This is a genomic window from Rhodococcus sp. UFZ-B548 (genome assembly GCF_903819475.1).
GTDB classification, from domain to species: domain Bacteria; phylum Actinomycetota; class Actinomycetes; order Mycobacteriales; family Mycobacteriaceae; genus Rhodococcus_F; species Rhodococcus_F erythropolis.
This window is the reverse complement of record NZ_CAIJDS010000003.1, coordinates 256,955-281,991: the sequence shown is the minus strand read 5'-3', so window position 1 is coordinate 281,991 and position 25,037 is coordinate 256,955. Positions and strand designations below refer to the sequence as shown.

Below are 25,037 nucleotides of genomic sequence, written 5' to 3'. Positions count from 1 at the left end.
GGCACGCATTTACTGCGGCGGGTTGGAGATTCCGATCGATGTGGCCGGGGACGATAGATGGCAGGCGGAGCTGTGTGCGGAATTCGAGGCCGCGCGAAGTGACGGCGCTTCCGACGCACAGCGATCCATCGCAAACGGGCAGCGGGTGCGGAATCGACAGCCCGAGGGTGGATTCCGTGGGTCGGGTAACTCGCCCCGCACCAATGCTTTCCGACGACTGCGCCGCTCGAGTTCGATGTGCGGGGCCGCGGCGAGAAGCGCCTGCGTGTAGGGGTGCGATGGAGTCCTCAGGACCGTGGCAACCGGTCCGATCTCGACGATTCGGCCGAGGTACATCACCGCGACGCGATCGGCGATCCGTGCCACCGAACCCAAATCGTGCGAAATGAAGATGTACGTGAGGTCATGTTCTTCTCGGAGATCGGCAAGAAGTTGCAACACCTCTTCCTGAAGCGAAACATCCAGGGAGGCAACAGGTTCGTCGCAGAGAATCAGTGGCGCCTTGGAGGCAAGTGCACGAGCGATGGTCACGCGTTGGCGTTGGCCACCGGAGAGCTGGGTCGGGAGGCGGTCGGCAAGCTCAGCGCCGAGACCGACCCGACGCAACAGCTCGACGGCTTTCGGCCGCAAGGACTGTGGGATGCGCAGACGCCCTGGCGCCATCGGCTCGGCTACGCAAGCCCATGAGGCCATCCGATTGTTCAAGGCCGACGTAGGGTTTTGAAAAATGAGATGGGAAGATCCACCCTTGCCGAACGCCGGGTCGTCGAGATTCATAGTGATGGAGCCTGCGGCCGTAGCCACCAGACCCGCGAGAGCGTGAGCCGTCGAGGATTTTCCCGATCCTGATTCACCGATTATCGCAAGGGTTTCGCCCCTCTGTACGGAGAAGCTGACGTCGTCGACCGCGCGAAGAGCTTTGCGTCCGCGTCCGTACTCGACTGCCAGATTCCGAACGTCGACGATGACGTCGGTGTTGCTCATCAGCTCACCAGTCCGAGCAACTCGAGTTCGTCGCTGCGGTGACATCTTGTTGCCGATTCCGGTGATCCGATCAGAAGTGGATGATCGGATATGCAGAGCTCCTCGGAGTAGTTGCACCGGGCGACGTATCGGCAACCCACGCCGTCAGCAGGGGCTTTGCTGGTGAAATCGCCTTGCGCCTTGGGTGATTGGGAGGAGACTTCTTCGAATGTCGAGCGTGCCGCCTCGAGAAGGCTGAACGTGTAGGGATGCGCGGGCCGCCGAAGCAGCGCGTCCCGCGGCGCGACGTCGACGATCTCGCCGCGAAACATGGTGATGACTCGATCCGCGACCTCGGCGACAACCGCGAGGTCGTGACTGATCAACAACACGGCAAGATCGCGCTGTTCGGCCAGTTCTCGAAGGAGATCGACAATCTGAGCTTGGATGGTGACGTCGAGCGCTGTTGTCGGTTCGTCCGCGATCAGCAACTTCGGACCGCATGCCAGGGCCATCGCGATCATCACCCGCTGACACATCCCGCCGGAAAGCTCGTACCCGAACGACTTCAAGGTTCTGCTCGGGTCGGCCAGTCCGACCTGGTGGAGAAGATCTGTAGCCACGTCCTCCGCATCGACTTTCGTGATGTCGCGGTGGGCCTTCAACACATCGACGATCTGGCGACCGATGCTGACGGAGGGGTTGAGAGCCGAACTCGGGTCCTGGAAGACCATACTGACGTCGCGACCGCGTATTTTCCTCAACTCGGCGGCGGGCAGACCCACAAGTTCCTGTCCTTCCAAACGGATGCTTCCGCTGGTTGTTGCCGTACGGGGCAAGAGACCGAGCAGAGCGAGTCCGGTCAGTGTCTTTCCGCTCCCGCTCTCTCCTACGAGGCCGGTGATTTCGCCCGACCCCAACTCGAAGCTCACTCGGTCGAGGAGTCTGTTCGAAATCGTTTCTGTCCCAATGTCAACCGTGAGGTCTCGTACTTGCAGAAGTGGGCTCATCGTCGGGTCGTCCACGTGTGATCGTTCATCGCATTCCTCCGTAAACAACTGAACTGTTGTGACTGGAATCACGTACCGGGGAACCATAAACACTCACCTGCAACAAAGTCAATGAATGTTGCAACGATTGCCGTCGATGGCGCCGTCTGATCGCCTCCGGCTACCGACCAGCACGTCGTCAGCGATACATTCACTCCATGGCCGAGACACGTGACATCCGCGCGGAAGCGTTGAGTGCCGCCCGACGACAGTTCGCAGCCGGAAAACCGCTCGATGTGAACGCTTTGGCCACCGAGTTGGGGGTGGATCGGACCACCTTGTTCCGGCGTGCAGGGAATCGCGACACAATTACCGGTGACGTGCTCGATTCGCTGGCGCGCCGAACGTGGCGAATGGGCCTCGAGGAGTGCGGTGGAAGCGGAGCGTCAAGGGTTGTCGACGTCCTCACTTACCATGCACGGGCGACAATCGAGACCGAATTCTTCCGGACGTATTTGACTCGGGAACCGCAAAAGGCGTTGTGCATACTCACAACTGGACTGGGGCCGATTCAGGGCACGATGGTCGAATCCGTGCGAAGGCTGATCGAAGCTGAAATACCGGAGCAGATTCGGCCAGACCTGCCCGTCGAGGACATGGCATATCTGCTGGTTCGCGTGGGTGAGTCGTTCATCTACAACGATTTGCTCACTGGTGGCACTCCGGATACGGAGAAGGCTCGCTTGGCGTTCCGGCTCATCCTCTCGCGTGACTAGTGTGCCGAGTTTCCGTTTTCTCAGTTTTCGTGAAAGCGCTTCGAATGCAAGCTATTTCATAGCTATGCCTGGTTGTATGACCCAATCAGGCTGGTGGGATCGGCACAAAGCTCCGCATCTCGTCCCGTCCGGGCCGGATGACGCCTGCGGCGGATTCGGGAACCTCGTTCCAGGCGCCGGGAAGGTCACGTAGTGGCTCGGAGACGACGATTCGGGTCTCCTCACTCAGATGGTGCAGGGCATCCACCTCAGGATGGAGCTTGCGCAACGTGGAAATCTCGGTGGAGAAGAACAACGACCTCGACTGGTGCTCGCTGGAATAGCGAAAGATCCAGGTGGAGATGCCATCCGACGTGGCGACGGTCATCTGAACCGGATTGTCGATTCCCTGCGAGCGGGCCGTGTGCTCGACGAATCCGACGGCCCTCGCGACACCTTCGAACGGATCGTCGGTCAGGCCGAACGTCAGCGCGAGGAAGAACAAGGTTTCCGAGTCCGTCGATCCTTCGAGATCCGGAAAGAGCGACGGATCAATGGCAGTCACCAATTCCCGTTTCATGTCGTGGAATCCGTGTAGTGAACCGTTGTGCATCCACAACCATTGCCGGTGCCGGAACGGGTGACAGTTGCTGCGCTGCACTGCAGTTCCCGTCGAGGCGCGGATGTGAGCGAACAGCAGAGGGGTGCGCAATTGGGAGGTGACTTCGCGCAGGTTCGAGTCGTTCCACGCGGGTTCGATGCTCTTGAAAACTGCCGGTTGGGGGCCTTCCCCGTACCAGCCGATTCCGAAGCCGTCGCCATTTGTCGTCGTGGCCCCGAGTTGAGAATGCAGGCTCTGGTCGATCAGCGAGTGCTGTGGCCTGAACAGCAAGTCATGGGCCAGTATCGGCTCTCCGGAATACGCCATCCACCTACACATACTTTCAACTCAAGCAGATCGAGTCGGCGTTGACGGTGCATGCGTAGCGGCGTGCGTCGTCTGGGTGGGCTTCCATGTCGACACAGCCCAGATCACGACGATGTTCAGGGCGATGATGAGAGTCGACCACCAGGGGTAGTACGGCAGCCACAAGAAGTTCGCGATGATCGAGATCGCGCAGATCACCACTGCCGACACCCGCGCCCAGGCCGCTCCGGTGAACAGTGCAAGCCCGACGAGAGCGACGAGCGCGCCCAACACGAGATGGATCCAACCCCACGTCGTCAGGTCGAACTGATAGACGTAGTCGATCCCGACTACGAACACTTCGTTTTCGGCGACGGCAGCGAGTCCTTGGAAGAACTGCACGATGCCGACCGTCACCAAGATGACGGCTGCCCCGATCGATGTTCCTACCGCGAAACCCTGCTTGACTGATGTTGTATCCGACATGACGGTTTCCCTTGATTCGGTGGGGGGCGACCGGACACGTGCCCGGCACGCTCGTTGTAGTGATCGTTGTTCCACCGGCTGACCGCTATGAAACGGAAATACCTGTCCAATGCGGTGAGAAATCAGTGCGATCTGCTCCGATGTGCGGGCGAAATGTAACTTCTGACCCCTGTTGATCCGATGTACCCCTTGCCGGAACGCGTGTGCGGAGAAATTGCTCGTAACCGAAGTTCACAGAAAACAAGAGGAATTCGGCACGGAATTCGACCTATTTGTCCAGCTGTACTGGTATTTTGACTGAATTGACCGGAAGCTACGGTCCGCGGAAAAAGGTAGCGAGAGAATGACGATCTTCGGCAGGCGTACCGCGGGCATCACCGCGACGGCCTTCGTCTTGGCGACCGTTGTGTCGACAGCACTCCCCGCAGTGGGATCGGCTGCCCCCGTTTCGCTCACCCGCGCGTGCAACTCGGAAATCAACGAAAATTCGATGTCACTCGATCCGGCCGTGATCAACGGTTGGTACGACATCTCGACTGGATCGCCTGGAACGAAAATCAACTCGATCGAGGCGTGGCGGACAGTGCCGGGAGACATCCTCGAGTTTCGCGCATCGGTGACGATCAGAGCCCACGGAAGTCCCGTCCGAGGGACCCTTCGGATCGACGGCGCCGGCTTGACCGGAGATCAGGATTTGATCTCCAGAATGACGTTGACCCAAGATCTCGGCCGGTCAGGGTCAACGGTCACCGACGCTGACGACGGTTCGGTCATCCCCGTACGTGCCAAGCTCGCATTCGACGTCACAACTCCTGGACAAGTCGCGCAGAACCAGACGGTCAACCTCTCGGCAGTCAAGATTGTCTTGGCAGGCGACACCACCGATCCGGGAGGTGAGTGCCCCGGCCCCGGCCCCGGCGGCGGGGGGAATGGAAGCGGTGGCGGAAACGGCAGCGGTGGTGACGGTTCCGGTGGGAACGGTGGGGATTCCGGTGACGCACTTCCCGGTCGTGACGTCGGAAACCGAGTACCAATTTCCCAGATTCCGTCCGGCCCGACTTCTCGTCCGTGACAGCGGCACCTGGATCCACGGCCAGCCGAACGTGGGCCGCTGCAGTAGTGGCGACGATGCTCTTGATCGGCGGATGTTCCGACGACGGTGACTCGCCGACCCGCGTCCTCGCGACCGGCCAACAAGATTTGCCGCCAGAGATTCGCGCGGTGGTCGACGGTCCGGATGTCCCGACCACGCTGCGCACAGGCAACAGCACCGCTGACATCCTGCCGATCAAGACGACGACGGACGGCTCGCTCATTCCGCCCGAGGATGTCAGTGAGATCGGATGGTGGGCAGATTCGGCATTTCCCGGCTCCGGCGCGGGCACCGTGGTGATCACCGGACACATCAACGACATCTATCAGGGTGACGGTTTCGGAAAGAAGTTCTCGACACTGGAAATCGGCTCGGTCGTGACCGTGGCGGGCGCCGGGGGACAGACCTGGAACTACCGTATCGATGCGGTCGATCACTACAGCAAGGACGGCGAGCTGCCGGTCGAGCGATTGAACAGCCTCGACGGACCCGAAACCCTCGCGCTGATCACCTGCGGCGGCGAGTTCGTCGGTCCGCCGTTCGGATACGAGGACAACGACGTCGCGTGGGGAACTCCGGTGCCCGCATAGCCGAAAACCAGACGTCGGAACGGTTGATAAACTGGGTCCCGCGTTCGTGGCCATCCACGCACGTTTCGAAAGTCCGAAGAAGGAGATTGTGCTGTGGTTGACCTCGCCTATGTCATCGCTGGGTCCGAAGCGACTGGCGGTGCCGGCCTGCAGGTCGACCTGAAGACGTTCCAGGCATTGGACGTCTACGGCGTAGCGACCACCACATGTATCGTCTCGTTCGATCCCAAGAACAACTGGGGTCATCGCTTCGTGCCGATCGCTCCTGACGTGATCGCTGATCAGATCGAGGCTGCCACTGCGGCTCACGATCTGGACGTCGTCAAGATCGGCATGTTGGGCACGCCCGCCACCATCGAGGTTGTGGCAGAGGGCCTGCGTCGGCAGTCCTGGCGCCACGTCGTCCTCGACCCGGTCCTGATCTGCAAGGGCCAGGAGCCCGGCGCGGCTCTCGATACCGATACAGCACTTCGTGATTCGATCCTCCCGCTCGCCACCGTCGTCACACCCAACCTGTTCGAGGCACGCACCCTCGCCGGAATGGACAGCATCGAAAGCGTCGACGACCTCATCGAGGCCGCACGTCGTATCCATGACCTCGGACCCAAGTACGTGCTCGCAAAGGGCGGTGTCGAACTCGCCGGTGGCGACGCCGTCGACGTGTTGTTCGACGGGACCGACGTGACGGTTCTCTCCGCCCCCAAGGTCGGCGAAGAGCGCGTCTCGGGTGCCGGTTGCACGCTGGCCGCCGCAGTGACCGCCGAACTGGCAAAGGGCGCCGACGTGGGAGAAGCCGTCGCTCTGGCCAAGAAGTTCGTCACGGCGGGCATCGAAGGCCGCGTCTCGGCACACACGCCGTTCGACACCGTCTGGCAGGGCGCGTTCAAGGGATAGGCGCACGGCGGCTCACATCGCCGCGCGCGGCCTGGCAGGATCGAGTGCGTGAGTACTGCGAACCTGAATCGAAGCGAAGTCGCCGAACGATCTCGAGCCATCTCCGTCGCCGGTTACCGGGTGGAGTTGGATCTGCGATCGGCGGTCGACTCCGCCGTGAAGACCTTTTCGACGGTCACGACAATTGATCTGACGTCCTCGGTGGAGTCCACGTGGCTCGATTTCATCGGTGCTGCAGTCGATTCCGTGGACGTCGACGGTGCGTCGATTCCGGTGGAGTACGACGGATCCCGGATCGGGCTGCGCGGACTCGGCGGATCGAACGTCGTTCGGGTGGCAGCTCACGGCCACTACAGCCGTTCGGGCGAAGGGCTGCACCGATTTGTCGACGACGCTGACGATCAGACGTATCTGTACACGCAATACGAGCCTGCCGATGCCAGGCGTGTTTTCGCCTGCTTCGAGCAGCCGGACCTCAAGGCGCCCTTCACATTCGAGGTGACAGCACCTGACGGCTGGGAAGTCCTGTCGAATCAGCCCGCGACCCAGACTCTCTCCGTGGACGGTGCACAACGCGTCACTTTCGCCCCGACGCTGCCGATCTCGACCTACATCACCGCGATCGCGGCCGGGCCGTATCACCGCGTGGCGTCGTCGTGGAGTCGCGGCGAACTCACTGTCGAGTTGGGTGCGCTGTGCCGGGCGTCGTTGGCTCCACACCTTGATGCAGACAACGTTTTCGACATCACCCGTCAGGGGCTGGACTTCTACGCCGAGTACTTCGACTATCCGTATCCGTTCGGCAAGTACGACCAGATCTTTGTCCCCGAGTACAACCTCGGCGCCATGGAGAACCCGGGACTGGTGACCTTCACCGAGGCATACGTGTTCCGCGGCACCGCAACCGACGAGCAGCATCAGCGCCGCGCCAACACGATCCTGCACGAAATGGCGCACATGTGGTTCGGCGATCTCGTGACCATGGTCTGGTGGGACGACCTGTGGCTCAAGGAATCTTTTGCCGATTTCATGGGATCGCTGGTCAGCGCCGAAGCCACTCGCTTCACCGATGCCTGGGTGGCATTCGCCATCAAGCGAAAAGCGTGGGCGTACCTCCAAGATCAGCTGCCGACGACTCATCCCATCGTCGCCGACATCGTCGATCTCGAAGCTGCGAAGCTGAACTTCGACGGAATCACCTACGCCAAGGGCGCCAGTGTCCTCAAGCAACTTGTGGCGTTCGTCGGCCGTGACGCGTTCTTCGAAGCGGCACGACGGTACTTCAAGGCCCACGCCTTCGGGAACACCACGCTGGTTGATCTGCTCGACGTGCTCACGGAGACTTCCGGACGTGATGTGCGCGAATGGGCCCGAATCTGGTTGCAGACCACCGGAGTGTCCACGCTGTCGCTCGACGGAACAGACCTGGTCCAGACGGACCCGAGGCCGCATCGGCTCGCAGTCGGAATCTACGACTACAACGAGTCCGGAGACCTTGTTCGCACCGAACGCGTCGAACTCGACATCACCGAATCACGCACGTCGGTCGACCTTCCGCCCGGAGCACTCACACTGCTCAACGACGAAGACCTCACCTACGCCAAGGTGCGATTGGACGCGGAATCTCTGTCCACTGTCGAGGCATCCCTGGACCGCGTGAGCGATCCGCTTGCGCGCGGGGTGATCTGGTCGTCGCTATGGAACTCGGTGCGTGATGCGCAGCTCTCGGTGTTCCGGTACCTCGACATGGTGGAACGATTCGCTCCCGCGGAGACAGATCTTGCGATTCTCAGCTCGATCCTGACCGATGCCCAATACGCGGTTATTCACTACGTTCCGAAAAGTTTGCGGCCCAATGTCAGTGCAGGCTGGTTGGAAACGACCTGGAAGGCGGTGTTCGAAGCCGAACCGGAGTCCGGAAGACAGCTGGCATGGGCACGGGCTCTGTCGGCCGCTGCAGCGGTCAACGATGCTCGCGCCGACGAGGTGCGGTCGATACTCGACGGCACCTGCCCGGGGCCGGTCGGACTGGCTCTCGATCCTGATCTGCGGTGGGCTTTGTGGATCGCCCTGTCGGCGACCGGCCATGCGAGTGTGAGCGACTTCGACGGTGAGCTGAGCAAGGACAGCACGTCAGCGGGTCGAACGGCGTACGTCCGCGCCGCGGCGTCGATTCCCGATGCCGAGACCAAGGCGGCTGCCTGGGCGTCGGCGACCACCGATGCCTCACTCTCGAACGACCGCCTGGATGCGACGATCGCCGGATTCCGTTCGGGCACAGACCCGTCGTTGATCGAGGGATATGCGGTCGAGTACTTCTCGTCGCTGGGGAAGTGGTGGTCCGAACGCAGCATCGAGATCGCGCGACGGTTGGTGAACGGGCTCTTCCCGGCAGCTGAAGACACCTCTGCTGTCGATTCCTGGATCCAGGCCAATGCTGAGGCGCCCGCGTCGCTGCGGAGGCTTGTTCTCGAGCGTCGGGATCACCTGGCCCGAGACCTACGTGCCCAGGCGTCGAACGCAGTGATCTGACGCCATCAGCTCCGAAATGTCCTGTTCTTGGATATTGTCTAAACAGGGCTGCGACGGGAGACGACGTGCACACGATCACGGATCTGTCGCTGGTCACGGGCCCGGTTCCGCCCGTGGTGACGGTGCTCGGAATTCTGGCACTTCTGTGGCTGATCTTCTCGAGATCGAGGCGTCACGTGCTGATCTCGATTCCGGTCTGCATCGTCGCGGCAATCGCGATCACTCTCGTGCTGTACTGGCTGATCGAGAAGGTGTGGCACCCGTTCCCCGATCCGATTGCCCGTCCGGTCTACGTGTGGATCGGGTTGGGCATTCTCGGCGTGCTGCTGGGCGTTTCGCGGGTATTTGCGGCGACGCGGATCGACGGCCGCGTGCTCACCGTGGTCTCCGTGCTCCTGGTGGTCGTGTCGAGCGCGGCTCACGTGAATCTGCAGTTCCAGTCGTATCCGACGTTGGGAACAGCGCTGGGACTCTCGGACGCGGAGAAGGTTTCACTCGCCGACCTGGACGACGGCAAGGACGGCGCGGTACCGGTTTCGCAATGGAAGGCTCCCGCGGACATGCCGTCGACCGGCAAGGTCAGCACGGTCACGATTGCGGGGACGGTCTCCGGATTCAGCACCCGCGACGCCGAGATCTACCTACCGCCCGCGTATTTCACCAACCCGCGACCGGAGTTGCCCGTGTTGGTCCTGCTAGCCGGCCAACCAGGCGCGCCCGAGGACTGGCTACAGGGCGGACGTCTCGTCCAGACCATGGACACCTACGCCGCTGCGCATTCGGGCTTGGCTCCCGTTGTCGTCGTTGCTGACGGGACCGGGTCGGAACTGGCGAATCCGCTCTGCGTCGATTCCCAACTCGGGAACGTCGCAACGTACCTTTCGCGCGATGTTCCCGACTGGGTGCGCGGGAACCTCCAGGTGGATCCCGACCCGAGGAAGTGGGCGATCGGGGGACTTTCCTACGGCGGTACCTGCGCGTTCCAGATGGCGACGAACTTCCCCGCGGTCTATCCGACGTTCCTGGATCTGTCCGGTCAGATCGAACCCACACTCGGCGATCGCAAGCAGACGGTCGATGCAGCGTTCGGCGGCAATGAAGCCGCGTTCGTGGCAGTGAATCCGCAGGATCTGCTCCGGGAGAAGAAGTTCCCCGACAGCGCCGGGGTGTTCGTGGTCGGCAAACAGGACAACGACTACCGCCCAGGTCTTCAAACGCTCTACGAAGCCGCAAAAGCCGCAGGGATGGACGTCCAATACGCCGAGGTCGACGGAGGACACAGCTTCCAGGTGTGGTCGGCTGGATTGGCGAGTCAATTAGGTTGGCTGGGAACGCGACTCGGCCTGCCCGGATGAACGATCGTCCGGAAGTTCCGAAGACCCGATGATCAGCGGGTGAATTCTTCCGGTCGCCCCGGCTTCGGAGCCCAATCCCTGCGGATCCGCCACACTCGCGAGCCGAAGGTCGAGTGCGCCGGTCCATTCTCGGGCCAATTGCGCATCGAGTGCGTCGACGCGCTTGAGTAGCGGAGGGTGCTGGTCCGGCGGGCAGGCTTCGAGCAAGGTCGCGAATACCGCGCGTAGACGGCGCTGGACCTGCGCGGAATTGGTACTGAAGTGCCGGATCTCGTCGGTGGCGACGGACACGTAATCGGTCCAGGTGCGTTGCTGCCCTCTGATCAGCGTGAGATCCGAGGTTGATGTGTCGAAGCGGACCCGCGGGGCGAGAAGTACCAGAAGATCTTCGATGTGGTCGAGAGCCTGGACGGCTCGGCCCGGGTCGTTGATGGCGGGTGACAGTGCCTTGAGCGCGATGTCCACGATCGACTGCAGCGCTGCACCGGGGCTGACGACCGGGCTGTGCGTGTCACCGAAGATCAAGCACGACATCAAGGTGTCCGGGCGTACCTTCAGCGAGGGTCCGCGTACCTCGAAGAGGGGCGCGTTCTGGGCGACGAACTCGCCGATGCTGGGGACGACCTCGACCGAGACGTCCCAGCGGCTGGCCAACCGCTGCAGTCGTGCGAGATCGATCGCCAGCAGAATCCGGCCGTCGGGTGAGAGGTGGCGCAGGCGAATCACCAGTGCGTCGGCGCTCTCGGAGGTTTCGGACTCGCGCGGTTGGGGGAGGGGGAGCGGCTGACTGGGTTTCGGTGCGCCGGAAGGTAAGTCCTCGTACAGCGGATAGGCACGAATCGTCGCGCTGCGACCCTGGGCCGCTATCCAACGCAGCAACCGACTGGAATTGAGAATCGACCCGACCTTCGCCACCAACGCGATGAACAGGATCGCACTGGCCAATGCCAGAAGCAGTGCGATCGCCGTGGAGATGGTCGGTGAGGAATTCTCCGAATCGAGCGCCAGATCGAGCGCAATGATCAAGGAGAAGACGAACGTGGCCAGAAACATGCCGATCGACCACCGCATGACTCGCTGTTGCGCAAGCATCGGGACCACCCGCACCGAAATCTGCGAGGCGCCGAACTGCATTGCGAGGGTGATGGCGGTGAACACCAGACCGGTGAGAGTGATCATCCCGCCGGCGATGACGCTGAGCAGCGTTGCGGTGGCCCCGGCGTCCACGCCCTCGGAAATGGTACCGACGTCGCCGTCGCTCACCAGGTCTCCGTCGATCCCGACGAGGATGTTCGCGGTGACGACGGACAGCACGACGAGGATCACGGGGAGGCGCCAGACCGGGACTGTTCGTAATCGTCGGCGAGTTCGGCGCCAGCGAATTCTGTCCGAAAGCCGCCGTGATAGTCCGACTTTCGTCGTAGGCGTCGTGGTGTCGACGACTGGGAGTGGTGGTGGGGTCGGAGGAGTGGAACCGAAACTTCCTGACACCGTTTCCTGAACGTAGATCTTCGCGTGGATCATCGGCTCGCGATACCGCTGCTCACGGGCGACTGCCCGGCTCATCTTCGCGGGCTTGTCGCGGTAACGCGAACGCGCCCACGGCGCACCCGGGCGACTCAACCGAATTGCTCCGACCAACAGAAGCGGGGTGAAGAACAGTCCGATCAAGCCGGTCCAGAGTTTGCCCTTCATCAACGTGATCACGGCGAGTCCGAGTTGGATCACGATCGCGACGACAACGCCGATCAACGTCGCCAGGCTACGGTCCTGCTCATACGGGTCGAACTCTCCCGCGAACCCGATCGGGTGGACTCCGAGAAGGAAAAGGAACGAGATCGCGATGGCAACGAACACCGCGTCGATGGACGAGCGACCCTCTTCGGCCCAGTAGACGTCGCGCAGATGTAGCACGAGTGCGTACTCGTCGAGGACCAGCGCGCTGCCGATACCGAACACCGACGCAAGAACACAGTTGGCGATCGGGGTGTGATAGTCGGCCAGAGCGATGAAGGCAAAGCCGGACACGAGCATCATCATCAAACCGAAAACCATGTGGTGGATGTGCATTCCACCGGGCGTGACATTGCCTGGCCACCACGAGACCTCAGCTCGGATCATTCGAACGCTGAACCGAATGAACAGGAACGTCAGGACAAAGGCGAGCAGAAGGAAGAACAGTGGGAGTCTGCCGGTGTCGACGACCGTGTGCTCGAACCAGGACCGCACGGCGTCAGCTCTTGCTGGTGGCGAGCTTGATCAGCTGAGGAGCTGTCGCGTCCGGAAGGTAAGCACGCGTGAGCGCGATTCCGATTCGAGGCAGGTCGGCCTCGTCGCGGAAACACAGGAAAACGGGTTCGTATCTCGGCTTGAACTTCTTCTTGAATGCGTGAAGAGACCGGAAGCCGTAGAGCGGTTCCATCGCGGCTCCGAGCATGTCGAGCAGGCGGTCCATCGATGCGGCGTCGGCGCCGTCGTCGCTGCGGGCCAGCGGCGCGCCGGACAGTGAGACGAATTGGGCACCTTGTTCTTTGAATTCGAGGGCCGACGATGCGATGAGGAACTCGACCACCGGCCGGAAGCCGTCCGGGCGTCGACGCATGACGTCGAGCGTCCAACCCCGGACCACGCCGCCTTCGCCGTACACCGGCAACCACGAGGTGACGCCGTGAATACTTCCCGTCGGGTCGACGGCCAAACCGACCCGGACGTCGCGATCGAGCGCCTCCTCGACGCTGCCGAGGGTGAACCCCATCTCGGGGAGTCCCTTGTCGCCCACCCATTCCTCGGATATAGCGCGCACTTGAGCCAAGACGGAAAACGGCTCGTCTGCCAGTGTTGTCATCCGGAAGGTGATGTCGTCCTTCTTGGCCTTGTTGAGCGCCGAGCGGATGTCCTGCCAGGACTTTCCGGTGAACTGCAATTCCGGCAGGTCGACGATCGTGTCCTCGGCGACCTGAACGGTGCGCCACCCGCGCCGTGTGGCGGCATCGGCTGTTTCCTTCCCTACGGAGAACAAGCAGGGAGTGAGGCCGTTGGCTTCGGACATCGTCGTGAATTCGTCGACCGCCGCGGCAAGTCGGTCGGGGCTCGCTATCGGATCGGCCAGCACTACGACGACACCGACATGCCGTTGGAATGCAACGACGCTCTCACCCGACTCGCCGAAGTAGTAACTGTTGCCGTCCCACGTCGTCATCCACGACATGGTTCCGCCGCCGTGCTGTTTGAGCAGTTCCCGAGCAGTGGCGCGAGGATCGTTCCCGGACAGCGGTCCGCCTCGAATCTTGCGCCGCATCGGCACGTGAAAAGCGTGACGGCCCTTGATCAGCAAGATGAGTTCGAGAAGCCAGAGCAGCGCGGTACCGACCGTGACGGCTCCGGCGCTTTCGTAGTCGAAGAAGATGACCGAACCGAGGACGAGGGCGGTGGCCAAGACCGTCAGAGAGCCGAACACCACGGCAACCCACCAGGCCCAGCGGCGACCTCGTCGCAACTGATCCGCGATCAGTGCAACGATGATCACGTCGACCAATGCGGTCCAGCCCGAACCGGTTTCGGCTTCCGTCGGCCCGAAGGGTCCACTGCCGGGGAACAACCACACGGCGATCTCGACCACTCCGATCAGGAGCAGGCCGATGAATCCGAGCAGACGGATCTCGCGTCGCGTTCGGGGGATGAACCCGCGCTCTCCGTCGCCGAAGAACTTTTCGCCGACCGGAAGGAAGATCGCGACCGCGATGAGGTGCTGTACGTCGGCGAGGCGACCTTCGAAGAGAAAGGCGATCGCGATGTACGCGCACAGGATGGCGCGCACTCGCATTCGCCAGGGCGAGCGCAGAGTTGCGGTGGTCGCGGCGAGTGCGGCGATGATTGCGGTGGTGACACCGACGTCGCGGTGGGTGGCGAGGTTGCGAGCCCAATCCCAATCGGTGTGGCTGCCCGCCCAGAGGAGGAGCGATGCACCCAGTTCGCCCGCCAACTGACCGCTGATCGTGACGATGGCCGCGTTCTTGGTTCCCAGGCGCCACTCGCACCAGCCGACCGCGAAGGCAAAAACGACGATGATCGAAACATACTGACCCGGCGTCAAGCCGAAGAACCAACCCGTGACGAGAGTCCACCACTTACCTTCCTGCAAGGCAGGGACTCCGTAGGCGATGTCGTCGAACCACGAGTAGGTACGGACGTGATTCCACAAGGCACCGGTTGCGATCCCGACGACGGTGATGGTGAGCACGACGATCGAGGTGAACGGCACGCGACGCAGGACGCTCAGCGCGTCGGAGGCAAAGCGAGAGGCCCGATTCGGCGCGCCTGGCGCGCTCTGGTCGGTCTGCGGGGTGGGGGTCTGGGACTGCTCAGCCATCGAGGTTCTCTTCTCGCCATGCCGCACGGTGGATTCTGCCTGTTCAGCATGACAGGAATACAGACCGATAATCAGGCGAAGCGGTCAAAATGGACGAGACTGGCTGGGGGTCTCAGTCTCGTGGCGCTACTGTCGAGCCATGGTGAACGGAGATTTACTGAATCGGGACCACCTGGTCGCCTCACTTGCCGCTTTCGAACCTCGGTCGGTCGAATTGGACGGAAGGCGCTCGGCGTCGGTGGTCATCGTGGTCATGCGGACTGCGGACGGAACACCCGTGTTCCCGGTGACGAAGCGGCCGAGCAAGATGCGCGCTCACCCCGGTCAGTTCGCGTTGCCAGGCGGAAGCGTCGACCCGGGTGAGTCTTCCGAACAAGCAGCGGTTCGGGAGCTGTCCGAAGAGTTGGGCGTCGACGTCCCTGAGTCGAACATCATCGGCCGGCTCGACGACTACGTCACCCGTTCGGGATTTGTGATCCGACCGTTCGTCGTCTGGTCCGGTGAGGACATCGGGGGACTGGTACCCAATCCCGACGAGGTGGCCCAGGTGTATGCCGTGACGTCGGAGGAACTCGACGTGGACTCGCGATTCGTCACCATCGAGGAATCACCGAACCCGGTGATCCAATGGCCTTTCCGAACGAGCCTGATCCATGCGCCGACCGGAGCCGTCATCTATCAGTTCCGCGAAGTGCTGAACGGACGGAACACGCGCATCGACAACCTCGAGCAGCCGGTGTTCGCCTGGCGATAAGGTCAGCTCGACACGTTCGGGACAGTTCGGGCTACGGCGCCTCGGCGAATAGTCCGTCGTGCTGTGGAAAGCTGGCCGCACGGCAATCGAAAGACGCGAGGTGTGTGCAGTGAACTCTGGCGAACAAGAACTGGTCCCCACGGATCGGATTCTCACTGTTCCCAACGTGCTCAGTATCGTGCGTCTACTCGCTCTGCCGCTGTTCGCCTACCTGCTGCTCGTCACGCACTCGGACGGCTGGGCATTGGCGCTGCTGATGCTCAGCGGGTTCACCGACTGGCTCGACGGCAAGTTGGCCAGGGTGCTCGGGCAGACCTCGCGTCTGGGAGCGCTTCTCGACCCGTTGGTCGATCGCCTGTACGTCGTGACGACACTGGTCACCTTCGTTGCCCGCGATTTCATTCCCTGGTGGGTCGCGGCGATTTTGATCGGCCGTGATCTTCTACTCGCGTTGACGCTGCCGATCTACCGCCGGCGTGGACTGCCGCCGCCCGAGGTCATCTACCTCGGCAAGGCTGCGACCTTCCTCCTGATGTTCGCGCTGCCCTTGATTCTTGCCGGACACGGAGACTGGGCCATCGGACCGTTCACCCATGCCTTCGGTTTCGCTTTCCTGATCTGGGGAACCGTCCTGTACGTGTGGACTGCTGCGATCTACGTGCTCAAAGCCGTTGACGTTGCGCGAACGCACGAGGTCGTGCCTCGATGAAGTCGACCGGGGAGGACGTCCGTCGTAACCCGGTACCGTCGCTGCTTCGGTCGCTCATGACCGAACATCTCGATCCGGGCTACGAAGCGACGGCATTCGAACGCCAACACGAGCACACGACGAACAGATCCTCGAAGACGGGGCCGTGGCTGGCCCTCGGTGCACTGCTGATCGGGTTCATCGTCACGGTCTCTGCAGTTCAGGCCACCAAGCAGGTGACCGGCACCGAGGAGGTTCGAAGCGAGTTGGTCGCCAAGGTCCGTGACGCGGAGGATCGAATCGATTCGCTGGCCGCGTCCCGCGATTCACTCGGCGGCGACGTCGACGCCGCCCGTGGCTTGGCGCTCGAAGGTGATGCCAGAGGCAGCGCGGTCCTCGATCAATTGCGAGCAGTCGAATCCGGCGCAGGAGCCGAAGCTGTTCACGGGGAGGGGCTGGTGGTGACGTTAACGGACCCGGCCGGGCGCCCGAACCTCTCGGATGCGTCCCAGCGCAGCGTCGGCGGTAAGACAGTTGTCCTCGATCGCGATCTGCAGACCGTCGTCAACGCCCTGTGGGCTGGGGGAGCGGAGGCAATCGCCGTCGGCGGCGTGCGAATCGGGCCGACGGTGACCATCCGTCAGGCGGGCGGCGCGATGCTCGTCGACAACCAACCTGTCTTCTCGCCGTACCGCGTCGAGGCGATCGGCGACACGCGCGCGCTGCAGCGAGAGTTCGTCGTGAGCGACGCCTACGTGAGAATGTCGAGCGTCTCGCAACTGTACGGAGTCGGTTTCGCAGTGGCCGAGGACGACTCGTTGACACTGCCGCCCGCGACGCCTCGTGCGGTCCGGGTGGCAACAGAACCCACAGAACCCAAGTGACAGAAGGAGTTCGATGAAGGCCGGTTCCGCCCTGTACGGACTCGCAGCACTGGTCGTCGGCATCGTCTTGGGCGTCGTTTTCAGCCCGCAGGTGCCCGACGTCATCCAGCCCTATCTTCCGATCGCTGTCGTTGCGGCACTCGACGCCGTCTTCGGCGGACTACGCGCGTATCTGGACGAGATCTTCGACGCAAAGGTGTTCGTGGTCTCCTTCGTCTTCAACGTGCTCGTCGCGTCGTTGATCGTCTGGCTCGGCGATCAGTTGGGTGTGGGTACTCAACTTTCGACGGCAATCGTCGTCGTGCTGGGTATCCGGATCTTCGGCAACGCAGCGGCATTGCGACGACGACTGTTCGGAGCGTGAGCCATGTCCGACCACGCAGCGACTGACCCCGAAGAACCACCAGTGACGACTACGGGTGAAGGTCGTCACGAGTTGCGTTCGTCGTCGAAACATCGCACGAACGTCGTGTTCGCGATCCTCGCCGCCGTGCTTCTGGGTGTGCTCGGTGTCGCGATTGCCACACAGGTACGCAGCACCGTGGCCGGAGATTCACTCGACGCCGCGCGCCCTGCCGACCTCCTGGTGGTTCTCGACAACTTGAATCGGCGTGAAGCCGCGCTGAGGCAGGAAGTCGCGAATCTTCAGGAATCGCTTGCCACTTTGGAAGCCGGCGGCAACACCGGAGCAGCGCTCGACGAGGCGCGGGCGCGGCTGACCTCGCTCTCCATTCAGGTGGGGACCGCTCCTGCTACCGGACCGGGTGTGACGATGACCCTGACGGATCCAGCAGGGGGCGTCGGCTCCGAAGTGATTCTCGATCTCATCCAGGAACTACGTGCTGCCGGTGCCGAAGCCATCTCGATCGCAGGTGCGAACGGCGAACCCATTCGTATCGGCGTGAACTCGTGGGTGAGTGGGCGCGGCGGCGAGATCGAATTGGACGGAACCCCGATCGAGCAGCCGTACACTGTGACCGCAATCGGGGATCCACCGACGTTGGCAGCAGCGTTGAACATTCCCGGAGGCGTTTTCGACAACGTCGCACGCAACGGCGGAACTTCCTCAGTCGACCAATCGCAGCAGGTCACGATCTCCGTCTTGCGACAATTGAATCCGCGCCAATACGCTCAACCCGGAAATTGATCTTTTGCGTCCGACTTTCGGACGGCCTGTGAAAGGAAGCCACTGTGAGTGAGCTCGATACACCTACCGATCTGCGCTACACCGCGGAGCACGAGTGGGTGAAGCGGACCGGCCCGACCTCAGTTCGAGTCGGTATCACCGACTTTGCTCAGTCGCAGCTCGGTGACGTCGTGTTCGTCCAGCTTCCTGCTGTCGACGAAGACGTGACCGCCGGTGAATCGCTCGGTGAGGTCGAGTCGACCAAGAGCGTCTCCGACATCTTTGCTCCGTTCACTGCGAAAGTTCTTGCAGCCAACGGTGAATTGGACGGACAGCCTGACCTCGTCAACACCGATCCGTACAACACGGGTTGGTTGGTCGAGCTCGAGGTCGCCGACGAGGCCACACTCGACGCCGCACTCGCGGCAACGCTGGACGCGGAGGCATACAAGGGACTCACGTCCGAGTAGAAAACCTGCGCGTGGACCGGCCAACTCGTGTTGTGTCGCGGCCTGTCTCGCTGCACGCGGCGGTCTGCGCAGGGTACGGTCGTTAGGTACGCATGTGCCGAGTCGGGGCGCAGGGCCGTATCGAACGTGACTGTGAAAGATGCTCGTGAAGAAAGTGCACTGCGTAGTCCAGTGATTCATGATCTGGATGATTGACCCAGGAGGAGAAACAGTGAGCGAGAACGGTAACGACGCGGGCTATGGGGAGTCGCCGGCGGAGACCACTTCGGTTTTCCGTGCGGACTTCCTCAATGAGCTCGACAACACCTCCTCTGCAGCACCGGCCGCCGAGCAGCCGGTTTCGGGCGTGGAAGGCCTTCCCGCCGGAGCCGCCCTTCTGGTGGTCAAGCGGGGACCGAATGCAGGATCCCGCTTCTTGCTCGATCAGCCGACGACGTCGGCAGGTCGACACCCGGACAGCGACATCTTCCTCGACGACGTGACCGTCAGCCGTCGTCACGCCGAGTTCCGTCAGGAAGATGCAGATTTCCACGTCGTCGACGTCGGAAGCCTCAACGGCACCTACGTCAACCGTGAGCCTGTCGATTCGGCAGTTCTCGCGAACGGTGACGAGGTTCAGATCGGCAAGTTCCGTCTGGTGTTCCTCACCGGCCCTCGTGCCGGCGGTTCGCAGGTCGGCGAGTCGTCAGCAGGTGCGGGTAGCTAATGACGGCAGTGCGGCAGCAGAGCCAGCCCGGAATGTCGATTGGTTCCGTGCTGGATCGGTTGCGTCCAGATTTTCCCGACGTGACGATTTCGAAGATCCGTTTCCTCGAGTCCGAGGGTTTGATCAGCCCACAACGGACACCGTCGGGATACCGCAGATTCTCTGTCGAGGACTGCGAGCGTCTTCGCTTCGTGCTGACCGCTCAACGTGATCAGTACCTGCCGCTCAAAGTGATCAAAGAACAACTCGAAGCGATCGACAGCGGCGCAGCGACGGTGAGTGCAGAAGTTCCTGCGCCTCGTCGTGCTCGCGTCCTGTCGATCGCTACGGGCGATGTCTCACCCGAGGCTTTCCGGGTCGATCGCGAAGTTCGAGTCGGTCGTCAGGACCTTCTCGCTCGCGCCGACATCGACGATCGGTTTCTGACCGATCTGATCCGTACCGGTTTGGTCGTTCCCGGCGCAGCGGGCTTCTTCGACGAGGACGCCGTGACGCTGGCGCGCACCGCGAAGGCGATGTCCGAGTACGGCTTGGAGGTTCGTCATCTGCGGGCGTTCAAGTTGGCTGCTGATCGTGAAGCGGGACTCGTGACCCAGATCGCCGGACCGGTTGCCAAGGGTCGTGACGCCGGAGCACGTGATCGAGCCGAGGAAATGGTCCGGGAACTGGCTGCGCTGTCGCTGACATTGCACACATGTCTGGTCAAGTCGGCGGTTCGGGGAAGTCTCGATCGCTGAGTTCCTCGATCAGCGGGGCACACTCGAATAGAATTTCAGTACGACCGCATCGGAGTCGGTTGGCTGGATCACGTCAGGTTGGAGGCAAGCTCGATGGGCGAAATGCGTGTGATCGGAGTTCGTGTCGAGCAGCCTCAGAATCAGCCGGTCCTGTTGCTGCGAGAGTCCGACGGCGATCGGTACCTGCCGATCTGGATCGGGCAAACCGAAGCTACCGCGATTGTTCTCGAACAACAGGGAGTCGAGCCGGCGCGACCGCTGACTCATGACCTGATCAAGATCTTGATCGAATCATTCGGTCGGAGCCTCAAGGAAGTGCGGATCGTGGACCTGCAAGAGGGCACCTTCTACGCGGATCTCGTCTTCGACGAGCAGACCACCGTCTCGGCACGTCCGTCGGACTCGATTGCATTGGCCCTGCGCATCGGCGTTCCGATCTTCGCGTCGGAGGCTGTTCTCGCCGAGGCCGGTCTGGTCATTCCCGACGAGCGCGAAGACGAGGTCGAGAAGTTCAAGGAATTCCTTGACACCATCTCGCCGGACGACTTCAAGGCCACTGACGGTTAGTCCTGTTTGTCCGTAATCAGGCTTTAGTCTTCAACTCTCAAGTAGAGGTTGAGTCTCGGTCGGCGTGTTGCGTTGACCGAGCACCCTCGTGGTCTTACCGTTGCGTGCGGTGGAGATCTTCTCGCCTTGTCGATCGAGGCGTACTCTGGGTAAGTCCACTCATGGAATTACCTGCCTTGGATTCACATCTGAAAGTTCGGTCGGCACGGGATTCTCGTGACTGCTGATAGCACAGGTTGGTTACATGATGGCGAAGCGAGAGGGAGACGGCAGTGGAAGAACAGTCGAATGAGCGCGGAACGGGCATAGCCGATAGTGCCGAGCCGACTGCAGAAATGTCTTCCGAAGAGCTGCAGCCAGGCCTGTTCCCGGACGATTCCATCCCCGACGACCTCGTCGGATATCGAGTACCCAGTGCGTGCCAGATCGCCGGGATCACGTACCGCCAACTCGACTACTGGGCACGGACGTCGTTGGTTGTTCCGTCAATCCGTGGCGCTGCCGGATCCGGTAGCCAACGTCTGTACTCCTTCAAGGACATCCTCGTTCTGAAGATCGTGAAGCGTCTGCTCGACACCGGCATCTCACTGCAGAACATCCGCGTTGCCGTCGATCACCTCCGTAAGCGTGGCGTCCGCGATCTTGCCAACATCACCCTGTTCTCCGACGGCACCACCGTGTACGAATGCACGTCTCCCGAAGAGGTCGTCGACCTCCTCCAGGGTGGGCAGGGTGTATTCGGCATCGCAGTCAGTGGAGCGATGCGTGAACTCACCGGAACGATCGCCGACTTCCCAGCCGAGCGGGCTGACGGCGGCGAAAGCGATCCCAACCCGGAAGACGAGTTGGCTTCGCGACGCAAGAATCGCGCCAGCCGCAAAACCGGATAACGCACGTCACATCTCTTTGGAGGATGCCACGGTGCAGGTAGGCGTTTCGGTCAACTAGACTGGGCCTGCGTCGCCGGCGTACGGGAGAGCCTCGGATACCGATTCACCGAACTTGTCTTTGTTTCAGTCTTTGTCTCAAAGGTCAGTCGTGAGCGGGATCAGGGCGCCGAAGGAGCAATACCTCCCCGTCAATCTCTCAGGCACCAAGGACCGTACGGGCTCCGACGCCTCTGGAAAGCGGTGGGACAACCCACCCGCCGACGGGGAAAGGCTGTGGCTTCCGTCTATCGGCGGATCACTACCGAATCTCTCAGGCGCTCGGGAATCGAGCATGCGACAGAGGGGGAGGAACGCACCGCAGTTCGGTGTGTGTCCTGATCCTCCGATCTGTCTGGGAGTTGTCGTGATCGACGCTGCAAGCCGTATATTTGCCGACCGCCATGTCGGTCCGAACGCCGCGGAACTCGCGCGCATCCTCGAACTCGTCGGTGTCGATTCACTCGACGAACTGGCAACCAAGGCCGTTCCCTCCGTCATCCTCGACGCTGCCCCGAACGGCATCGCGGCCGGACTCGACGCTCTGCCGCTTCCGGTCGGAGAGCACGAGGCACTTGCCGAACTGACTGCACTCGCAGCCCAGAACACTGTCGCGACGTCGATGATCGGCCTCGGCTACTTCGACACGTTGACGCCGCCGGTGTTGTTGCGCAACATCATCGAGAACCCGGCCTGGTACACCGCGTACACCCCGTATCAGCCGGAGATCAGCCAGGGCCGCCTCGAAGCCCTCCTCAACTTCCAGACCATGGTCGCCGATCTCTCCGGCATGGAACTGGCCAACTCGTCGATGCTCGACGAGGCCACCGCCGCTGCCGAAGCCATGACGCTCCTGCGCCGCGCGAACCGCAGCAAGTCCCCACGCTTTGTCGTCGACGCGGACCTGTATCCGCAGACCCTCGCCGTCATCGAGACACGCGCCGAGCCGCTCGGCATCGAGATCGTCTCCGCAGATCTCACTGCCGGACTGCCCGAGGGTGATTTCTTCGGTGTCATCGCCCAGATCCCGGGCGCTTCGGGACGCGTCGTGGACTACACCTCGATCATCGCGGAAGCTCACGAGCGCGGCGCGCTAGTTGCCGTCGGCGCCGACCTTCTTGCGATGACGCTCATCACCTCGCCGGGTGAACTCGGTGCGGACGCGTGCTTCGGCACCACCCAGCGCTTCGGTGTTCCCATGGGGTACGGCGGACCGCACGCCGGTTACCTGGCCGTGCACTCCAAGCACGCGCGTCAGCTGCCCGGCCGTTTGGTCGGCGTCTCCATCGACGCCGACGGAGACAAGGCATACCGCCTCGCGCTGCAGACACGTGAGCAGCACATTCGCCGTGAGAAGGCGACGTCCAACATCTGTACCGCGCAGGTGCTCCTCGCGATCCTCGCTGCGATGTACGCGAGTTACCACGGCGCCGAGGGGCTCAAGGCGATTGCGTTGCGCGTCGCTGCCCGCGCACACGCGTTGGCAAACGGCCTGCGCGAGGGCGGCGTGGCCGTAGTCCACGATTCGTTCTTCGACACTGTGCTGGCTCAGGTTCCGGGTAAGGCGGCCAGCGTTGTCGCTGCGGCCAAGGAATCCGGGATCAACCTGCGTCTGGTCGATGCCGATCATGTCGGTATCTCCTGCGACGAGGCCACCACCGCCGACCACGTCCTTGCCGTGCTCGACGCGTTCGGGATCGAGGATGCTGTTGTCGCCATCGAAGCCGAGGGCAATTCGGTTCCGGCTGCTCAGGAGCGCACCTCCGACTACCTGCAGCACGAAGCCTTCACCCGTTACCGTACGGAAACGGCAATGCTTCGCTACCTGCGCGCGCTCTCCGACAAGGACATCGCCCTCGATCGCAGCATGATCCCGCTGGGTTCGTGCACCATGAAGCTCAATGCGACCGCCGAGATGGAATCCATCACCTGGCCCGCGTTCAACGCGATCCATCCGTTCGCGCCCACGTCGGATGCACCCGGTCTGCTGAAGATCATCAAGGATCTCGAAGACTGGCTGGTCGCGGTCACCGGCTATGACAACGTCAGCCTGCAACCCAACGCCGGCAGCCAGGGGGAGTACGCGGGCCTGCTCGCGATCCGCAACTACCACCTCAGCCGGGGCGACGACCACCGCGACACCTGCCTCATCCCGTCGAGTGCTCACGGCACCAACGCGGCGTCTGCCGTCATGGCCGGGATGCGCGTCGAGGTAGTCGCCTGCCGTCCCAACGGTGACGTCGACGTCGACGATCTGCGCGCGAAGATCGCCGATCACGCCGAGCGTCTCGCCGCGATCATGATCACCTACCCTTCAACACACGGTGTCTACGAGCATGAGATCTCCGACATCTGCGCATCGGTACACGACGCCGGTGGCCAGGTGTACGTCGACGGCGCCAACCTCAATGCGCTTGTCGGCCTTGCCCGTCCGGGCCGATTTGGCGGCGACGTCAGCCACCTGAATCTGCACAAGACCTTCTGCATCCCGCACGGCGGCGGCGGACCCGGCGTCGGCCCGATCGGTGTGCGCTCACACTTGACGCCGTTTTTGCCCGGACACCCGATGGCCCCCGAACTCGGTGGTAGAGGAACGATCTCGGCAGCGCCGTACGGCAGTGCGTCCATTCTGCCCATCACCTGGACCTACATCCGGATGATGGGTGCTCAGGGCCTGCGCCGCGCCAGCCTGACCGCCATCGCGTCGGCCAACTACATCGCGCGTCGACTCGACGAGTACTTCCCGGTTCTCTACACCGGCGAGAACGGCATGGTCGCGCACGAGTGCATCCTCGACCTCCGTGGGTTGACCAAGGACACTGGCGTCACCGTCGACGACGTGGCAAAGCGTCTGGCCGACTACGGTTTCCATGCACCGACCATGAGCTTCCCCGTGGTCGGCACACTGATGGTCGAGCCCACCGAGAGCGAGAACCTCGAAGAGATCGACGAGTTCTGCGAGGCGATGATCGCTATTCGCGGCGAAATCGATCGCGTCGGCGCCGGCGAGTGGACGGTGGAGGACAACCCGCTACGCGGTGCTCCCCACACTGCCGGAAGCATTGCAGCGCAGTGGGATCACCCGTACTCGCGTGAGATCGCCGTCTTCCCGCGAGGCAAGGCTCGCCCGAAGGTGTGGCCGTCCGTGCGTCGTATCGACGGTGCACATGGCGACCGCAACCTGGTCTGCTCGTGCCCGCCGATCGAAGCGTTCGCAGGCAACTAAGGCGTGTGCCCGCCGGAGAT

Annotated in this window: 23 protein-coding genes and 1 riboswitch; of the genes, 17 read left to right on the top strand and 6 right to left on the bottom strand. The window is 62.3% G+C overall.

From position 1 onward, the window contains the following. Nucleotides 1-9 precede the first annotated feature (9 nt). Entirely contained in the window at nt 10-984 is a 975-nt protein-coding gene (locus H7C86_RS05810) for an ABC transporter ATP-binding protein (RefSeq protein WP_007731960.1), read from the bottom strand. Beyond that, nucleotides 984-1,895, bottom strand: coding sequence for an ABC transporter ATP-binding protein (locus H7C86_RS05805; RefSeq protein WP_259349041.1), 912 nt, complete (start codon nt 1,893-1,895; stop codon nt 984-986). Before H7C86_RS05805 ends, H7C86_RS05810 begins: the two co-directional genes overlap by 1 nt. Nucleotides 1,896-2,170: 275 nt before the next feature. Between H7C86_RS05805 and H7C86_RS05800 the strand changes: the two genes are divergently transcribed. Then, the gene (locus H7C86_RS05800; protein WP_021333511.1) at nt 2,171-2,728 is read left to right on the top strand and encodes a QsdR family transcriptional regulator; all 558 of its coding nucleotides are present in this window, start codon (nt 2,171-2,173) and stop codon (nt 2,726-2,728) included. 85 nt (nt 2,729-2,813) lie between these two features. Here H7C86_RS05800 and H7C86_RS05795 read toward each other — a convergent pair whose 3' ends face one another. Together H7C86_RS05795 and H7C86_RS05790 are read right to left on the bottom strand one after the other, a co-directional pair. Beyond that, complete coding sequence (locus tag H7C86_RS05795; RefSeq protein WP_031331541.1) at nt 2,814-3,635, bottom strand: class II glutamine amidotransferase; 822 nt, start codon at nt 3,633-3,635, stop codon at nt 2,814-2,816. Nucleotides 3,636-3,656: 21 nt separating this feature from the next. Then, entirely contained in the window at nt 3,657-4,100 is a 444-nt protein-coding gene (locus tag H7C86_RS05790) for a hypothetical protein (protein ID WP_042451026.1), read from the bottom strand. 343 nt (nt 4,101-4,443) lie between these two features. Between H7C86_RS05790 and H7C86_RS05785 the strand changes: the two genes are divergently transcribed. The 5 genes from H7C86_RS05785 (at nt 4,444) to H7C86_RS05765 (ending at nt 10,564) form a co-directional block, all read left to right on the top strand. Beyond that, a complete protein-coding gene (locus H7C86_RS05785) occupies nt 4,444-5,172 on the top strand; it encodes a hypothetical protein (RefSeq protein WP_182261226.1) in 729 nt (242 codons plus the stop codon). Further along, nucleotides 5,169-5,783 carry a class F sortase gene (locus H7C86_RS05780; protein WP_231783390.1) on the top strand — a complete coding sequence of 205 codons (615 nt, stop codon included), beginning with the start codon at nt 5,169-5,171 and terminating at the stop codon, nt 5,781-5,783. Before H7C86_RS05785 ends, H7C86_RS05780 begins: the two co-directional genes overlap by 4 nt. Before the next feature lie 93 nt (nt 5,784-5,876). Then, nucleotides 5,877-6,677, top strand: coding sequence for a bifunctional hydroxymethylpyrimidine kinase/phosphomethylpyrimidine kinase (gene thiD / locus H7C86_RS05775; protein WP_003946192.1), 801 nt, complete (start codon nt 5,877-5,879; stop codon nt 6,675-6,677). Nucleotides 6,678-6,725: 48 nt separating this feature from the next. Further along, nucleotides 6,726-9,209 carry an aminopeptidase N gene (pepN, locus tag H7C86_RS05770; protein WP_182261225.1) on the top strand — a complete coding sequence of 828 codons (2,484 nt, stop codon included), beginning with the start codon at nt 6,726-6,728 and terminating at the stop codon, nt 9,207-9,209. 65 nt (nt 9,210-9,274) lie between these two features. Next, nucleotides 9,275-10,564, top strand: a complete 1,290-nt coding sequence (locus tag H7C86_RS05765) for an esterase family protein (protein ID WP_182261224.1) — start codon at nt 9,275-9,277, stop codon at nt 10,562-10,564. Here the strand turns inward: H7C86_RS05765 and H7C86_RS05760 are convergent. Continuing rightward, a complete protein-coding gene (locus H7C86_RS05760; RefSeq protein ID WP_182261223.1) occupies nt 10,526-12,793 on the bottom strand; it encodes a DUF2254 family protein in 2,268 nt (755 codons plus the stop codon). The genes H7C86_RS05765 and H7C86_RS05760 overlap by 39 nt on opposite strands. A 4-nt stretch (nt 12,794-12,797) precedes the next feature. Next, complete coding sequence (locus tag H7C86_RS05755; RefSeq protein ID WP_020969693.1) at nt 12,798-14,933, bottom strand: bifunctional lysylphosphatidylglycerol flippase/synthetase MprF; 2,136 nt, start codon at nt 14,931-14,933, stop codon at nt 12,798-12,800. A 139-nt stretch (nt 14,934-15,072) separates the two neighbouring features. Here H7C86_RS05755 and H7C86_RS05750 point away from each other — a divergent pair, with 139 nt between their 5' ends. The 11 genes from H7C86_RS05750 (at nt 15,073) to gcvP (ending at nt 25,017) form a co-directional block, all read left to right on the top strand. Beyond that, nucleotides 15,073-15,687 (top strand): CoA pyrophosphatase, encoded by a 615-nt coding sequence (locus tag H7C86_RS05750; RefSeq protein WP_020969692.1) that lies wholly within the window; start codon nt 15,073-15,075, stop codon nt 15,685-15,687. Between the two features lie 109 nt (nt 15,688-15,796). Beyond that, on the top strand, nt 15,797-16,396 hold the full coding sequence (locus H7C86_RS05745; RefSeq protein WP_020969691.1) for a CDP-alcohol phosphatidyltransferase family protein: 600 nt from the start codon (nt 15,797-15,799) through the stop codon (nt 16,394-16,396). Next, nucleotides 16,393-17,259 (top strand): DUF881 domain-containing protein, encoded by an 867-nt coding sequence (locus H7C86_RS05740; protein ID WP_019748559.1) that lies wholly within the window; start codon nt 16,393-16,395, stop codon nt 17,257-17,259. Before H7C86_RS05745 ends, H7C86_RS05740 begins: the two co-directional genes overlap by 4 nt. Before the next feature lie 13 nt (nt 17,260-17,272). After that, nucleotides 17,273-17,623, top strand: coding sequence for a small basic family protein (locus tag H7C86_RS05735; protein ID WP_003946178.1), 351 nt, complete (start codon nt 17,273-17,275; stop codon nt 17,621-17,623). A 3-nt stretch (nt 17,624-17,626) separates the two neighbouring features. Next, nucleotides 17,627-18,406, top strand: coding sequence for a DUF881 domain-containing protein (locus H7C86_RS05730; RefSeq protein ID WP_182261222.1), 780 nt, complete (start codon nt 17,627-17,629; stop codon nt 18,404-18,406). A 44-nt stretch (nt 18,407-18,450) separates the two neighbouring features. Further along, nucleotides 18,451-18,855 (top strand): glycine cleavage system protein GcvH, encoded by a 405-nt coding sequence (gene gcvH / locus H7C86_RS05725; protein ID WP_019748557.1) that lies wholly within the window; start codon nt 18,451-18,453, stop codon nt 18,853-18,855. A 211-nt stretch (nt 18,856-19,066) separates the two neighbouring features. Next, nucleotides 19,067-19,561 (top strand): glycogen accumulation regulator GarA, encoded by a 495-nt coding sequence (garA, locus tag H7C86_RS05720; RefSeq protein ID WP_003946166.1) that lies wholly within the window; start codon nt 19,067-19,069, stop codon nt 19,559-19,561. Then, on the top strand, nt 19,561-20,298 hold the full coding sequence (locus H7C86_RS05715; protein ID WP_003946161.1) for a MerR family transcriptional regulator: 738 nt from the start codon (nt 19,561-19,563) through the stop codon (nt 20,296-20,298). Before garA ends, H7C86_RS05715 begins: the two co-directional genes overlap by 1 nt. A gap of 93 nt (nt 20,299-20,391) precedes the next feature. Beyond that, complete coding sequence (locus H7C86_RS05710; protein ID WP_003946194.1) at nt 20,392-20,865, top strand: bifunctional nuclease family protein; 474 nt, start codon at nt 20,392-20,394, stop codon at nt 20,863-20,865. Nucleotides 20,866-21,200: 335 nt separating this feature from the next. Then, nucleotides 21,201-21,755, top strand: a complete 555-nt coding sequence (locus H7C86_RS05705) for a MerR family transcriptional regulator (RefSeq protein ID WP_021344354.1) — start codon at nt 21,201-21,203, stop codon at nt 21,753-21,755. A 220-nt stretch (nt 21,756-21,975) separates the two neighbouring features. After that, a riboswitch (glycine riboswitch) is annotated at nt 21,976-22,105 on the top strand. Between the two features lie 53 nt (nt 22,106-22,158). Continuing rightward, entirely contained in the window at nt 22,159-25,017 is a 2,859-nt protein-coding gene (gene gcvP, locus H7C86_RS05700; protein ID WP_182261221.1) for an aminomethyl-transferring glycine dehydrogenase, read from the top strand. The last annotated feature ends 20 nt before the right edge of the window (nt 25,018-25,037 follow it).